Genomic DNA, 13812 nt, shown 5'->3' on the forward strand with positions numbered 1-13812 from the left:
TTGATAATGATTATCTTTTTTAATGTAGATGGAGGTGAATTGGAGCATGGTAACAGACCAGGTACTGACCCCCCATATACCGAGAACAATAAAGTACTCTCGTATTGTGCTTGCGGCTGCACTCCTAATCATAGGAGTTGCATTGTTACTTGTTGGTTTTGGGATCTCTATCTCCTATGGCGCGGCTGATGTCGGTGTAATGGATGTATGGAATTCACTCTTTTATTTTGACGCCAATCAAGCTCCTCATCTGCTTATATATGAATTACGAATGCCGCGGGCGATTTGCGGCATATTGGTGGGCGCCTGCCTTGCTGTTTCCGGTGCAATAATGCAAGGCATTACCCGTAACCCACTTGCAACACCATCCATTATGGGGCTGACACAAGGATCGGGTTTGGCGATTGCAGTAGCGATGATTTTTTTGCCGGCTGTCAGTCATTATGAAATGGTTATCTATTCGTTTATCGGTGCTGGATTAAGCGTCGCTATCGTCTACGCTATTAGTGTCATGTCGCCAGGAGGAATGTCCCCTGTTAAGCTTGTGCTTGCCGGCACCGTTGTAAGTGCTTTATTAGGTGCACTCTCATCTGGCCTTGCGATCTATTTTCAGGTCGCACAGGACTTGAGTTTTTTCTCTGCCGGTGGATTGACAATGATCCGGTGGCCGGTTTTGGACATGCTTATTCCTATAAGCCTGCTTTGCCTTGCTCTTTCAATTGTAATTTCACGTTACATCACGGTTCTTAGCTTTGGCGAAGAGGTAGCTACCGGGCTAGGTCAGAGACCAGTATTGATCAAAACAATGAGTACTATTCTTGTGCTTATGATGACAGGAGCCGCAGTTTCGGCAGCAGGGGCAGTCGGTTTTGTCGGGCTTGTGATTCCTCATATTATTCGTTCGCTAGTAGGAGTAGACTATCGTTTGATTATTCCATGCTCCGCAGTCTTTGGAGGCGTGCTTGTTACGTATGCGGATATTTTCTCAAGATGGATTAACGAACCGTATGAGACACCTATTGGAGCCATCACCGCGGCGATTGGCGTACCATTCTTCCTTTACCTCGCACGCAAGGAAGGGAGAGGGCTATGATGCGGTTGGCTCTGTATGGAAGACCAAGATTTGTAATGGTAGTGTTGCTGGCTATCATTGTTGCGGTATTTTTTATTAGCCTAAATTCAGGTTCTATAACGATTTCCCCGCTTGAAGTGCTGAGGACGTTGATAGGGAGAGGGGATGAACAGCAGGAGCTTGTTCTGTTCCAATTCCGACTACCCCGCATGATTATTGCTTTGTTAATCGGTTTTGGACTTGCTGTATCGGGTGTCATACTGCAGGGATTATCGAGAAACGCATTAGCAGATCCGGGTATTATGGGCATTAATGCAGGAGCCGGTCTGGCAGTTGTCCTGTTTATGTATCTTGTTTTCGAGTCCAAAGACGTGCAAGGACTTTCGACGATGACGATTCCATTCTTTGCTTTTTGTGGTGCGATAATCACAGCCTTTCTAATTTTTATGTTCGCCTGGAAAAAGGGAATTACGCCTATCCGTCTCATTCTAGTTGGGATTGCTGTAGCGGCTGGTATTGGTGCGGTGAATACCATTCTTTCACTAAAATTGGCCGGTGAAAACTTTATGTATGCGACCATATGGCTTACAGGAAGCCTATGGGGAACGAGTTGGACATTTGTTATTGCTATTCTTCCCTGGATTCTTATTCTCGTTCCTTATGCTATTATGAAAGCTCGTTATCTTAATGTTCTGAACCTTGGAGATACGATTGCGACAGGTGTTGGCGTATGTGTCGAGCTGGAGCGGCTTAAGCTGATACTTGCAAGTGCGGGGTTGGCGGGAGCCTGCGTAGCAGCAGGGGGCGGAATCGGGTTTATTGGCCTGATGGCTCCTCACATTGCAAGACGTTTGGTAGGCCCCAAGCATCAAGTGTTGATTCCTACGGCTACTCTTGTTGGCGCGCTTCTTCTGTTGACAGCTGACTTGATTGCACGAAATATCCTTGTACGTGCTGAGATTCCGGTAGGAATTGTTATTTCGATTATCGGTGCACCATATTTTCTATATTTATTAATGAAGACAAAAACATAGTAAAAAACGAAGAACAATAGTATTAAATGATATGAAAAGGGAGAGATATACGATGAAATTGTTCTTTAGAATGGCGTTGTTTTTTATTCTTGCTTTGGTTTTCATAGGGTGCGGCCAACAGGGGGCAACCTCGACCGCAGGAAGTCAGGGAGATGCAAGCAAACGGACGGAAGCGGTAGAACCAAAGGAAGAGGGATTCAGAACCGTATCGACCCAGAAAGGAGAAATTAAAATTCCAGCGAATCCGAAGCGAGTCGTAGAGCTTGCCAATTCAACGGAAGAGTTATTGATTATGGGTATTAAGCCGGTTATGTCTTCTGCTCTTAGCAACGGTAAAATTCCTCCATATCTCGAGGGTAAACTGGATGGCGTAAATGTGGTGAATGCTAATTCAGTAAAAGTTGAGGACATTCTGGCGATGAAGCCAGATTTAATTCTTCTTAGTGCACGAACAGAGAAGCTGTATGAACAGGCCTCAAAAATTGCTCCTACAATTCAGCTGCAAGGGGATTTTTATACATGGCGTGAACGTTTTCCAGAACTGGCTGCTATTTTCGGCAAAGAAAAAGAGATGAAGGAATGGATGGCGCAATACGAGGCAAAAGCGAAGAAGATCGGAGATGAAATCAAAGCCAAAACCGGAAGTGAGACATTTGCGCTTTATGTATCCAATCAATCTCATTACCGGATATATGGCAAAGCATTAATTGGAGATGTATTGTTTACCGATCTGGGATTGCCTATGGCAGAAGGAACACCGACAAAAACGACAGTGGAGCAAGTTTCTCTTGAAAGTCTTTATAAATATAATCCAGATCATATTTTCCTTGGATATTATGCTGGTGGTGGCGGAAATACGCAAGCCAATCTAGAAATCGCAAAGAAGAAAAATGCAGATTTGCAATCGAGCGAGCTTTTTAAAAAGTTAAAAGCTTATGAGACAGGCAATGTATATTCACTCGAATACGCTACATGGTCGCTTGGAACATACCCGCTTGGCAAGGAACAGGCACTTGAAAAAATCCGCGATATTATTTTGAAGAAGTAGTACGTGAAAAAATAGCGACATTCTACTGATGAAGCTGAGATAATTTGCTGATAAATTATACACCATACTTTATAAATAGCAGAAAGAAGCTGCCTAGGATGAGCAAGGCAGCTTCTTTTTATATTGGTTGGCCAGTTCATTAATAGGCCGACTGAATTGTTTGAAATAGTTTAAAAAGCTGACAATATCCTATAACTATATACATCTGATTTGATACATCGACAAACTCTTGTGGTGAGAGGTAAAAAAGAAGGAAGGGCGGTGGGTGGGAGCGGTTGGAAAGAGACACGTTTGCCTTTCTTCTGCTGGAGCGCAGGGAGCATCCAACCTCTTCTTTTTCTGAATGGCCTCCTTCCAACCACGCTATCCTGTCAAACTATCAAGTGTAATTTATATAAGTAGTCGACTAAATGATCGAGGAGGGTAATAGAAAAAGTATATGGAAGCAATATCATATAGTCGTGTCATATATTGACAAAGTGTGTTTGTTCCTTTAGTATAATATATTATAACGAAAATGAAAATCATTATCATTTATTTACATATCAAATGAAAAGAAGCAACATATTATACGAAGGAGTGTCTTTATGGGTCATTTATATACGGAAAGTTTGTCGCTGGCTTATGTAGATCAGTTGATCGTTGAGGAGTTAAATCTGAAGATTCCAGAAGGGAAGATCACGGCTCTTGTTGGTGCAAACGGTTCGGGAAAATCTACGATTTTGAAGGCTATGGCCCGCATTCTTCAGCCGAAAGACGGAACGGTTTATTTGGATGGAAAGGCTATCCATAAACAATCGACGAAAAAAGTAGCACAGCAGCTCGCTATTCTTCCTCAAAATCCGGAGGCTCCGTCCGGATTAACAGTGACAGAATTGGTCTCATACGGACGCTTTCCGCATCAAAAAGGGTTTAACACAGTAAAAGAAGAGGATCGCAGAATGATTAACTGGGCGATAACGGTAACTGGTATGAGTGATTTTGCCGAGCGCGCAGTAGACAATCTCTCTGGAGGTCAGCGACAGCGTGCTTGGATTGCAATGGCACTGGCTCAGGGAACAGGTATTCTTCTGCTGGATGAGCCGACCACGTTCCTGGATATGGCTCATCAATTGGAAGTGCTGAAATTGCTCAAGAAGTTGAACGAGGAGGAGGCTCGCACCATTATTATGGTCGTGCATGATCTCAACCACGCGTCGCGTTTTGCCGATTATGTGGTAGCGATTAAGAAAGGGAAAGTAATAGAAGAGGGAGCGCCGGATGAAGTAATGACCCATGAGGTGTTGGCTAAAGTATTCGGGATCGAGGCAGATATTATTTCTGATCCTCGAACTGGGGTTCCAATTTGCGTTCCGTACGAATTGGCTAGATAATGGAAGAAGCGCCGCAAAGATACATTTCTTTGCGGCGCTTTTTTGTAAAGTTATTTCGTCTCAAGAATAACCGTGTTGGCGTTGCTCATAGGCGGCAAGCTCATCGTCATAACAGGTCCGTAATAGGCGATTACTTTGTCCTCTTTTTTTACTTGTTCCTTGTCTACTGCTTTACCGTCTACTGACAGCACATTCGTTTCTTCATTGAATCCTAATACGACATCATTTTCTACTTTGTTGTCGGTGGCTCCATCCACATGTACGAGCGTATTACCTTTGCCTTCACGGATTTCTGTAACCGTTCCAGTTACTTTACCTAACTGTTGAAATACAACAATACGTTCGGCATGTCCCTGTGGCGGAATGCTTTTCGTCAGTTTTGGACTGTAGAAAGCTTGCACTTTCATATCCTCTTTTATATCTTTTGCTGTAAGCGGTTTTGAGGTAACACCGTCGATAATTTCCGTTTTGTCATCGATGTTCAAAGCGATCGAGCCATGCCCGCTGGTAGTAGTTGCTTTTCCCATAACATGCAGTGCTTTACCGTCTGACTCAAGGTCTCTTACTTCCGTAATAACTCCATTCGTTTGCAGCATATTCTGCACGGCATCTTCAGATGCGGAAATCGTGATGACACCTGTTTCGTCTACGGTTGTCTTCATCTTTAGAACTTTTTCCGCAAAGCTTAGCGGGACATACGTTCTTCCATCTTTCAATTCTGGCGCTTTTCCGAGCTGTACCAGCATACGGGCTACATTATAGCGGTCTTCTCCGATTGTAAGGGAGAACCATTGAGCTGCACGCTGCAATTCTACCGATTTCTTTTCTTGATTCCATGTTACTTTGTATTCAAGTGCTTCCGTTAGAGAACGAAGCGGTATCATAAGCTCATTTTCTGAGCTATAAACAGACCGATCTTGTAGTGGCTTACCGTTTACCACAAGTATGTAATTCATTCCGTTAAACGAATCCTGCGGCATGCTCACAATAGGGTGTGCCGCAGGTTTTTCTGCCTGGGTAGCTACCGCTCCCATACTTCCCAGAAGCAAGCAGCTTGTTACGCACATTCCAATCATTTTTCTCATGACGTCATCCTCCATCTCTTGGTGTGTTTTTGATTTCTATAGTACAGACGGGGACAAAAAGAAAAAGTGTGCAATATAAACCAAAAAAGCTACAATATCAATTTAGAAGCAGCTATACCGTTCATTCATGTCTTTTATTTATATAAATTACACTTGATAGTTTGACAGGGTAGCGTGGTTGGAAGTGGGCGATTCAGAAAAAGAAGAGGTTGGATGCGCCCTGCGCCCCAGTAGAAGAAAGGCTAACGTGTCTTCTTCCGACCGCTCCCGCCCATCGCCCTTCCTTCTTTTCTTCCCTCTCACCACAAGAGTTTGTCGATGTATCAAATCAGATGTACATAGTTATATGAAAAAAGGAAATATGCATCTGTATACGTATATGCGAAACCTTGTCTGACCGGCATATTTAACACCATAGGAAATTTATACTAGGATAAATTTGCCTTATATTTAGTATTTATACATTGTAAAATTAAAGTTAAACACTATATATAAGTTGCTAACAAGTTCTGAATAGCGGCTCAATTTGGGGGAATGAAAGTGGAGAGAATCACAGAGTATAGAAACTGTAAAAATTGTTGGTGGGCAAAGGATATGGAATGTACAAGAAAGCTATGCTGTTTTAATAACCGGTGGATAAATGACCCCACCTATTTATGCTATGCATGGCGTCCGATAAATACCGAAGAAAAGCATGCCTATCTGGATAAGTATGGGTATGAGCATAAACGAGTTGGAATTATTCCGAGATTGCAATAGAAATTCAAGCGGTTGATAAATCCCTTTATGTATACAGTAGAGAGATAAGAAGATTACTGTAGGCTTGGAGGGATTTTTTATTGTATGGTGAATACTGTGATAGACGGGTAAGAATACAGTAAGGTAATATACGAAACGAACAGGAGTGGAAAGAGAGACATGAGTATAGCAGATATCATATATAAGGATTTAGTCAGCGACATACTAGAAAACGGAGAGTGGGATAAAGATCAAAAAGTACGGACGAGATGGGAGGACGGTACGCCGGCTTATACGAAAAGTGTCATTTCAAAGCAGATTACATTCGATAATTCAGAGGTGCCTATTCTCACGACGAAAAAGGTGGCTTGGAAATCTGCTATCCACGAGCTTCTCTGGTTTTACGTCAAACGGACAAGCGATTGTGCATATCTTGACGAAAACAATGTCACCATATGGAAAGAATGGACAAGCGCCAACAATAACATTGGTAAGGCGTATGGTTATCAGCTCGGCAAGCCTATTATGCTGAAAGGCAAAATAACGAATCAGGTTCATCACTTAATTGAAGAACTGATGACCAATCCCGCATCCAGAAGGCATGTTATCTCTTTATGGAATATTGACGATCTTGATCAGATGGCATTGTATCCTTGCGTTTGGAACAACCAATGGCTTGTTAAGCAGGGAAAACTGCATCTTATCGTTCAGATTCGGTCTAATGACCTGGCCTTAGGAAATCCGTTTAATGTATTCCAATATTACGTGCTTCAAAGAATGATGTCCCAGGTTACAGGGTATGAGCTGGGCACACTAACGTTCAATATTAATGACTTACATATTTACGAGCGTCATATCGAGCCTCTGCAAGAGCAAATCCAGCGTGAAGCATATGCTGCACCTGAGTTGCGTATAAATCCTGACGTTAAAAATTTTGATGATTTTACGATTGATGACTTCGAGTTGGTCAATTATCAATACCATCCTGCAATTAAAATGGAGGTCGCCATTTGATGCTATCAATGATTGTAGCTATGGATGTAAAGAGAGGAATAGGCAAAGAGAATAAGTTGTTGTGGCATATCTCAGAGGATCTGCAATATTTTAAAAAGCTCACAAGCGATCGGACTGTAATTATGGGAAGAAAAACTTTTGAATCGATTGGGAAGCCGCTTCCTAGAAGAACGAATGTCATCTTAACGAGGGATGTATCCTACAAAGCAGAAGGGTGCCTTGTTTATCATTCGGTTGATGATGTCCTCTCGCAATATATAAAGAAAGAGAAAGAAGAAGTTTTCATTATCGGTGGAGAAGAAATCTATCGCTTATTTTTGCCTTATGCAGATAGGCTGTACATTACACAGGTAGATGGAAATTTCCACGCAGATACATTCTTTCCGGCCGTATCAAGTGATGAATGGGAATTAACATCTCGACAAAAAGGAACACAGGACACGCCGTGCACGTATTATTTTGAGATATATGATAGAAAAGCGTCAGAATCTCCGAGAGTACATAGGTAATTTCTCTAAGAATAGAGAAAAACAAAAGAGGGCATCGTACCCTCTTTTGCTTGCCTATGTGAAGTCATCCGAGATAGCTAGCTTTTTCAACTTGCGATACAAGGTACTGCGCCCGATACCAAGAGCTAGGGCAGCTTGTGAAATGTTTCCCTCAGTTTTTTTCAAGGCTTCCATAATGATATGATTTTCTGATTGCTTGAGTAGACCGTCAGTTGTATTGTAGTAAGCTGCATACTCAGAAAGGATATAGGACGGGAAATGAGCAGGTTCAATAACATCACTATCTGCTAGAAAGGCCGCTTCGCGTAATGCGGCAAACATCTGCCGTATATTTCCTGGCCATACATATGTCTTGATTAATTGTTCAGTTGCCAAAGAGAGAGAAAGAGATTCTTTCTGCAATTCCTCTTGTACGTTCCGCAGCAAAAAACGGGCGATTTGCAGGCGATCTTCACGTTCGCGAAGTGGAGGCAACATAATATGTATCCCCTGCAAGCGGTAAAAAAGATCAGCCCGAAAACTGCCATCCTGTACCTTGCCCCATAAATCGGTATGTGTTGCGGCAATAATTCTCACATCTAATTGAACGGATTTCGAACCGCCGATTCGGGTAATAGTGAAGTTCTGTAACACCCGCAGTAGTGCTACTTGCATCTCTGGTGGCATCTCCGCAATTTCATCCAGAAATAATGTTCCGCCATGCGCCAATTCGAATTTTCCAGGCTGTCCTGATTGTCTGGCTCCTGTAAAAGCTCCCGCCTCATATCCGAATAGCTCGCTTTCCAACAAACTTTTCGTTACAGCGCCACAGTTAATCGCGACAAACGGATTGCCCGATCGCCTGCTTTCTTCGTGAATTGCCTGACTGACCATATCTTTTCCAGTACCGCTCTCACCAGTAATAAGGATCGTATAATCTGTTGCTGCTGCCTTCTTTGCTAGACGAATAGCGTTCAGAAAACGGTTATCAGTACCGTATAAATTACCAAATGTACACGGAACTGTTCTATTTGTTTCTCCAGAATTTTGTCTGCGCTTTTTAGGAGACGTATGAAAAGAAGGGCGTGTATCAAATAACACGGAGCCTAGCAATCGATTATGTTCGTTTATTTTACTGCAAAGTGTAACAGGCGTGCGTGTATGTATTTTACCAGATTGGAAAAGAAGCGGCTGAACACCGGAAAACAGCTCTGAAAGCTCCACATGTCCGATGGTTTCGCCGGAAAGCTGTAGCAGCCCTCGTGCCTCGCGGTTCGCTCCGGTTAAAACGCCCTCGGCGTTTACCGTAATGAGCGCCCGGTGCTTGTTTTCATGTTCTGATTGAAGTGTAAGAAGTAACTGTTTATTGGAACGCTGGATAAGAATCCAATCCTCTAACTCTCTTGCGATAGCGTCTACGATTCCAAGAAGAGAAGGATGGTACTTATCGCGATACCCGCTTATGTTAAGTGCGGCGAGGAGATTACCTGCCGGATCGAAAATGGGCGAGGCTGTACAGTATAGCATGTGATTTGTCTCCAAATAATGCTCCTTACCTACTACAGCGATCGGTTTTTGTTCGACAATGGCTGTTCCCGCCGAATTCGTGCCCCGTGCATGTTCAGACCAGCAGGCACCTTTACGTACATGAATTTTTTCCGTATCTTGTAAAAACATAGGATCGCCAATGCTTTCCAGAATGTATCCTTCATTATCAGAAATCGCTGCAATGGAGTGAGAAGCTTTCAACCAACTGGACAAGCGTTCGAGCGTTGGATTAATTTCCCGAAGAAACATTTCTTTTTGTTTCCTATATTGCTTGAATTCAATGTCCTCCAGTATGGCATACTTGGCTGCTGATGGGTCTACCTTGTACCGTTGACTGCGTTCCCATGATTTTTTTAGCCAGGTATCAGTTGGTCTTGTCACGTTCCCCACCCCTATTTAAATATTCTAACTATTAAAAACATAATACTATGACAATGCTTCTTTTCATAGATTAAAACTTCCTTTATGTGTCATAAAAGAACATTACTATCTCATTATGACACAGTTGCGAAGTATAATTTCTTGATGTTGAAAGCCCTTTCAATTGGCATGGAACATGCAGTAAGTAATGGGTAGACGCACAAACAAAAACATAGAGGAGGAAGCAAAGTGGAAAAAACGACTGCTGTTTTACTTGATTCGCGCGTAGAAGCTTTTTTGCAGGGCGGTCCTAAAAAGTTATTTATCGGCGGAGAATTCGTCGAATCGCTCTCCGGCAGAACATTTGAGACTGTGAATCCGGCTACAGGGGAAGCGATTATTACTGTATATGAAGCGGACAAAGAAGATGTAGATAGGGCAGTCGAGGCAGCGGACCGTGCATATAGAGATGCATGGTCAAAAGTAACGCCAAGTGAACGAGGCAAGATGCTCTGGAAACTCGCTGACTTAATAGAGGAACATGCAGAAGCACTGGCTCAACTTGAAACACTGGATAACGGTAAACCGATTCAAGAGACGCGTCATGCTGATATTCCACTTGCAATTGATCACTTTCGCTATTATGCCGGATGGGCGACGAAGATTCATGGGGAAGTAATCGATAACTCGGCAGGTACGAGCCTGTTTACGTATACGCGCCGCGAGCCGGTCGGAATCGTCGGTCAAATTATCCCTTGGAACTTCCCGTTATTAATGGCGACATGGAAGCTGGGTGCTGCTCTTGCAACGGGGAACGTCGTCATTTTAAAAAGTGCGGAACAGACGCCGCTCTCGGCGATTTATCTGGCGGAATTGATTCAGGAAGCGGGCTTCCCGGAAGGTGTTGTCAATATTATTACAGGCTATGGACCGACAGCCGGTGCTGCGATCGTCCAGCATTCGCGCATTCGTAAAGTCGCATTTACAGGATCAACCGAAGTAGGGAAGACCATTATGCAGCAGGCGTCAGGTAATTTGAAGCGTGTGTCGCTTGAGCTAGGCGGAAAATCGCCGAACATTATTTTTCCGGATGCGGATTTCTCAAAAGCGATTCCAGGTGCATTGATGGGAATTTTCTTTAACCAGGGACAGGTATGCTGCGCAGGTTCGCGCTTGTTCGTGCATAAAAAAGTGTTTGATAATGTGCTGTCAGATATGACAAGCTATGCTGCTCAGCTAAAACAAGGCCCCGGCCTGGATGAATCCACCCAGATTGGACCGCTTGTATCGAATGAGCAGTTTACACGAGTGTCCGATTATTTGCAAAAAGGGATGGAAGAGGGGGCCAATCCTCTTACTGGAGGCAAGCCTGTAGAAGGTAACGGGTACTTTATCCCTCCGACTATTTTTGCCGGTGTTGAGGATTATATGTCCATTGCCAGAGAAGAGATTTTCGGTCCGGTTGTCGCCGCGATGCCATTCGACGATGAGGAGCAGATCGCAGATATTATCCGACGTGCCAATGATAGTGAGTACGGACTTGCTGCGGGAGTATGGACGACGGATGTACGGAAAGCGCATAAGGTTGCGCATGCGTTGGAAGCGGGTACGGTGTGGGTGAACTGCTATAACGCACTGGATGCGGCCGTACCATTTGGCGGGTATAAGCAGTCCGGCTTTGGTCGCGAGATGGGCTCGTATGCACTTGAGTTATACACGCAGGTGAAATCCATCTGGGTGAACCTTGATTAAGATTCATAGATGTTATCAACTATAAATAAAGGGAGGCAAACACGATGAGAGCTGCACAAATTCTTGAACATAGAAAACCGTTGAGTATAGGTGCGGTACCGGACCCGACCCCGGGGTTGCATGACGTTATTGTTCGAATCGAAGCATGCGGTGTATGCCGGAGTGATTGGCACGCCTGGATGGGAGACTGGGAGTGGATTGGCTTAAGCCCACAGCTTCCGATTATTCCAGGTCATGAATTTGGCGGGGTGGTCGAAGCGGTAGGAAAGGAAGTGAAAAACTTCCGTCCGGGCGACCGGGTTACCGCTCCCTTTCACGAAGGGTGCTCGCACTGCTCGAATTGCTTGGGTGGACATTCGAATCGGTGCGACAATTTACAGATTTTTGGCTTCAGCTACGATGGAGCGTATGCAGAGTATGTAAAAGTACCTCAGGCAGATTTTAATCTTGTCCGGCTGCCTGACGAAGTGGATACGATAACGGCAGCGGCAATCGGATGCCGCTATATGACCGGCTATCATGGAGTAATGCGTAGCAATGTAAAGCCGGGCAACTGGCTTGTTGTGTATGGAGCTGGAGGGGTAGGACTGTCTGCTGTGCAGGTAGGCAATGCGGTTGGCGCCCAGGTAATCGCAATTGATGTGGATGACGCCAAGCTGGAAAAAGCGAAGGAGGAAGGCGCTACTACCGTTGTTAATGCTCGCCGGGAGAATGTCGTTGAAGCGATAAAAGAGGTAACCCAAGGAGGAGCACACGCATCGATTGAAGCGCTTGGCATTCGAGAGACGATTCTTAATTCCGTCTTGTCGCTTCGTAAGGGGGGAAGACACGTGCAAATCGGCTTGACGACAAAAGATGAAGGCGGTCTGGTTGGTCTCCCGGTTGATGCGATTACCGCAATGGAATTAGAAATTGTGGGAAGTCTGGGCAATCCACGTTCCGAGTATGATGGCCTGCTATCGCTTATCGCTCGCGGTAAACTTAATCCGAAATCGCTTGTGTCGCGAGAAGTTGCTCTTGACGATGTATCGGTTATTCTCGATGACATGACGAATTACAAGACGTTTGGTTTTAATGTAATTACACAGTTTAGCTAACGTTAGACAGAGGTATATATAGACAGTGAACTCATATTAATGAAGCAACTCATCGATAGCCTCAAGTTCGCTTACTAATTGCTCGACCTCGGTTGTGTTCAACAGCAAGGGGATTTGATCGTTAATTGTTATTGTGTAGGAGTGCTGGCTACCTTTTGTTTTTGTAAGATAATTACGAATCGCCTGTAACTGACGATGTTTGATGACGGATTGTGCGGGAATGTTTTTAATCTTCGTTACGGTAAATTCTTTCGCATCATAATTGAGTTCGCCAGAGAAAATCGCGCCATCAACGTGGCGCTGGACCCTTTCGTTTTGAGGCGCAGGTATATCCTGCGCCTTTTTTGGTTTTGTCATACAATAGCACCGCCTTAGCTAATGAGAGTACAATCAAGTGTATCGTTCGTTGCCTTCAGCCCAGTCTGAAAATAATCCGCTGCCGTTGCAGCCTGGGCAATCGTAGTTGTTCATATAATAAAATTCGGGCAGCATGACCGGGTTAAACCCTCTTCCACGGCAGTCTGGACATTTACCCTGCGCCCGCATGTCCGCTATTTTTTTCTCATGCCTTGCTGTCTTCCATTCAGATATTGCATTAAAGAAGCCCACTTCATCCACCTCAAATTTCTGTTTTATATTATCATGTGGAAAAAATGGAGATTTTATCCCTGACTATATTGACTTTTGTGTAGATAGTTATATTAATTGTATGTTATAGTTATAATTGCTATAGCAACTATATGGAGGGAGGAAACAGATTGAAGCTTGATGATTCCTTAGGATTTATTTTAAATAATGCAGGACGGAGAGTAGGTCAGCTTTTATCTATCCGTTTTGAATCATATGGCATTACAAGAGAGCAGTGGATCGTATTAAACAGGCTAGCCGAACGAGATGCTATAACCCAGAAGACTCTAGCAAGGCGGGTAGAAAAAGACCAAACGAACGTAACGAGAATTGTTGATCAGCTAGAACGGAAGGGGTTAGTTGAGAGAAGACCGAACGTGGAAGATAGAAGATCTTTTTTAGTATGCATAACGGATGAAGGACGGGCAGTAAACGATAAGCTAATCCCAATTGAAGCCGAAGTAATTGCGAACGTTTTAGAGAACATATCCGAAGAAAAAATAACGGAATTCAGAGAGGTACTTAGACAAATAACAAAAAATGCAAACACGCACATCAAGGAAATGGAGAGATAAC

Annotated in this window: 15 protein-coding genes; 10 read left to right on the forward strand and 5 right to left on the reverse strand. The window is 43.8% G+C overall.

Going from position 1 to position 13812, the window contains the following annotated elements:
- The first annotated feature begins 46 nt into the window (after positions 1-46).
- The 5 genes from AF333_RS13420 (at position 47) to AF333_RS13435 (ending at position 4527) form a co-directional block, all read left to right on the forward strand.
- On the forward strand, positions 47-1093 hold the full coding sequence (locus tag AF333_RS13420) for a FecCD family ABC transporter permease (RefSeq protein ID WP_139188850.1): 1047 nt from the start codon (positions 47-49) through the stop codon (positions 1091-1093).
- On the forward strand, positions 1093-2106 hold the full coding sequence (locus tag AF333_RS13425; RefSeq protein ID WP_043064013.1) for a FecCD family ABC transporter permease: 1014 nt from the start codon (positions 1093-1095) through the stop codon (positions 2104-2106). The genes AF333_RS13420 and AF333_RS13425 overlap by 1 nt, the downstream gene beginning before the upstream one ends.
- A gap of 52 nt (positions 2107-2158) precedes the next feature.
- Positions 2159-3154 carry an ABC transporter substrate-binding protein gene (locus tag AF333_RS13430; RefSeq protein ID WP_043064014.1) on the forward strand — a complete coding sequence of 332 codons (996 nt, stop codon included), beginning with the start codon at positions 2159-2161 and terminating at the stop codon, positions 3152-3154.
- 210 nt (positions 3155-3364) lie between these two features.
- On the forward strand, positions 3365-3556 hold the full coding sequence (locus AF333_RS35200) for a hypothetical protein (RefSeq protein WP_235496429.1): 192 nt from the start codon (positions 3365-3367) through the stop codon (positions 3554-3556).
- Between the two features lie 185 nt (positions 3557-3741).
- Entirely contained in the window at positions 3742-4527 is a 786-nt protein-coding gene (locus AF333_RS13435) for an ABC transporter ATP-binding protein (protein WP_043064258.1), read from the forward strand.
- Positions 4528-4577: 50 nt separating this feature from the next.
- Here AF333_RS13435 and AF333_RS13440 read toward each other — a convergent pair whose 3' ends face one another.
- Positions 4578-5612, reverse strand: a complete 1035-nt coding sequence (locus AF333_RS13440) for a copper amine oxidase N-terminal domain-containing protein (RefSeq protein WP_043064015.1) — start codon at positions 5610-5612, stop codon at positions 4578-4580.
- Positions 5613-5759: 147 nt separating this feature from the next.
- The gene (locus AF333_RS35205; RefSeq protein ID WP_235496431.1) at positions 5760-5939 is read right to left on the reverse strand and encodes a hypothetical protein; all 180 of its coding nucleotides are present in this window, start codon (positions 5937-5939) and stop codon (positions 5760-5762) included.
- Positions 5940-6530: 591 nt separating this feature from the next.
- Between AF333_RS35205 and thyA the strand changes: the two genes are divergently transcribed.
- Positions 6531-7364 carry a thymidylate synthase gene (thyA, locus tag AF333_RS13445; RefSeq protein WP_043064016.1) on the forward strand — a complete coding sequence of 278 codons (834 nt, stop codon included), beginning with the start codon at positions 6531-6533 and terminating at the stop codon, positions 7362-7364.
- Positions 7364-7873 carry a dihydrofolate reductase gene (locus AF333_RS13450; RefSeq protein WP_043064017.1) on the forward strand — a complete coding sequence of 170 codons (510 nt, stop codon included), beginning with the start codon at positions 7364-7366 and terminating at the stop codon, positions 7871-7873. Before thyA ends, AF333_RS13450 begins: the two co-directional genes overlap by 1 nt.
- Before the next feature lie 54 nt (positions 7874-7927).
- On the opposite strand, the gene AF333_RS13455 is transcribed toward AF333_RS13450, so the two are convergent.
- Positions 7928-9781 carry a sigma-54-dependent Fis family transcriptional regulator gene (locus tag AF333_RS13455; RefSeq protein WP_043064018.1) on the reverse strand — a complete coding sequence of 618 codons (1854 nt, stop codon included), beginning with the start codon at positions 9779-9781 and terminating at the stop codon, positions 7928-7930.
- A gap of 228 nt (positions 9782-10009) precedes the next feature.
- Here AF333_RS13455 and AF333_RS13460 point away from each other — a divergent pair, with 228 nt between their 5' ends.
- The gene (locus tag AF333_RS13460) at positions 10010-11512 is read left to right on the forward strand and encodes an aldehyde dehydrogenase family protein (protein ID WP_043064019.1); all 1503 of its coding nucleotides are present in this window, start codon (positions 10010-10012) and stop codon (positions 11510-11512) included.
- A 44-nt stretch (positions 11513-11556) separates the two neighbouring features.
- On the forward strand, positions 11557-12609 hold the full coding sequence (locus AF333_RS13465; RefSeq protein ID WP_043064020.1) for a zinc-dependent alcohol dehydrogenase family protein: 1053 nt from the start codon (positions 11557-11559) through the stop codon (positions 12607-12609).
- A gap of 36 nt (positions 12610-12645) precedes the next feature.
- Here the strand turns inward: AF333_RS13465 and AF333_RS13470 are convergent, their stop codons facing one another.
- Both AF333_RS13470 and AF333_RS35210 read right to left on the reverse strand, forming a co-directional pair.
- Positions 12646-12966 carry a hypothetical protein gene (locus AF333_RS13470; RefSeq protein WP_043064021.1) on the reverse strand — a complete coding sequence of 107 codons (321 nt, stop codon included), beginning with the start codon at positions 12964-12966 and terminating at the stop codon, positions 12646-12648.
- Positions 12967-12999: 33 nt separating this feature from the next.
- A complete protein-coding gene (locus AF333_RS35210) occupies positions 13000-13227 on the reverse strand; it encodes a methionine aminopeptidase (protein WP_235496432.1) in 228 nt (75 codons plus the stop codon).
- A 140-nt stretch (positions 13228-13367) separates the two neighbouring features.
- On the opposite strand from AF333_RS35210, the gene AF333_RS13480 reads away from it, so the two are divergent.
- Positions 13368-13811, forward strand: a complete 444-nt coding sequence (locus tag AF333_RS13480; protein ID WP_043064023.1) for a MarR family winged helix-turn-helix transcriptional regulator — start codon at positions 13368-13370, stop codon at positions 13809-13811.
- Position 13812 lies beyond the last annotated feature (1 nt).

It is taken from the genome of Aneurinibacillus migulanus, assembly GCF_001274715.1.
GTDB lineage: Bacteria > Bacillota > Bacilli > Aneurinibacillales > Aneurinibacillaceae > Aneurinibacillus > Aneurinibacillus migulanus.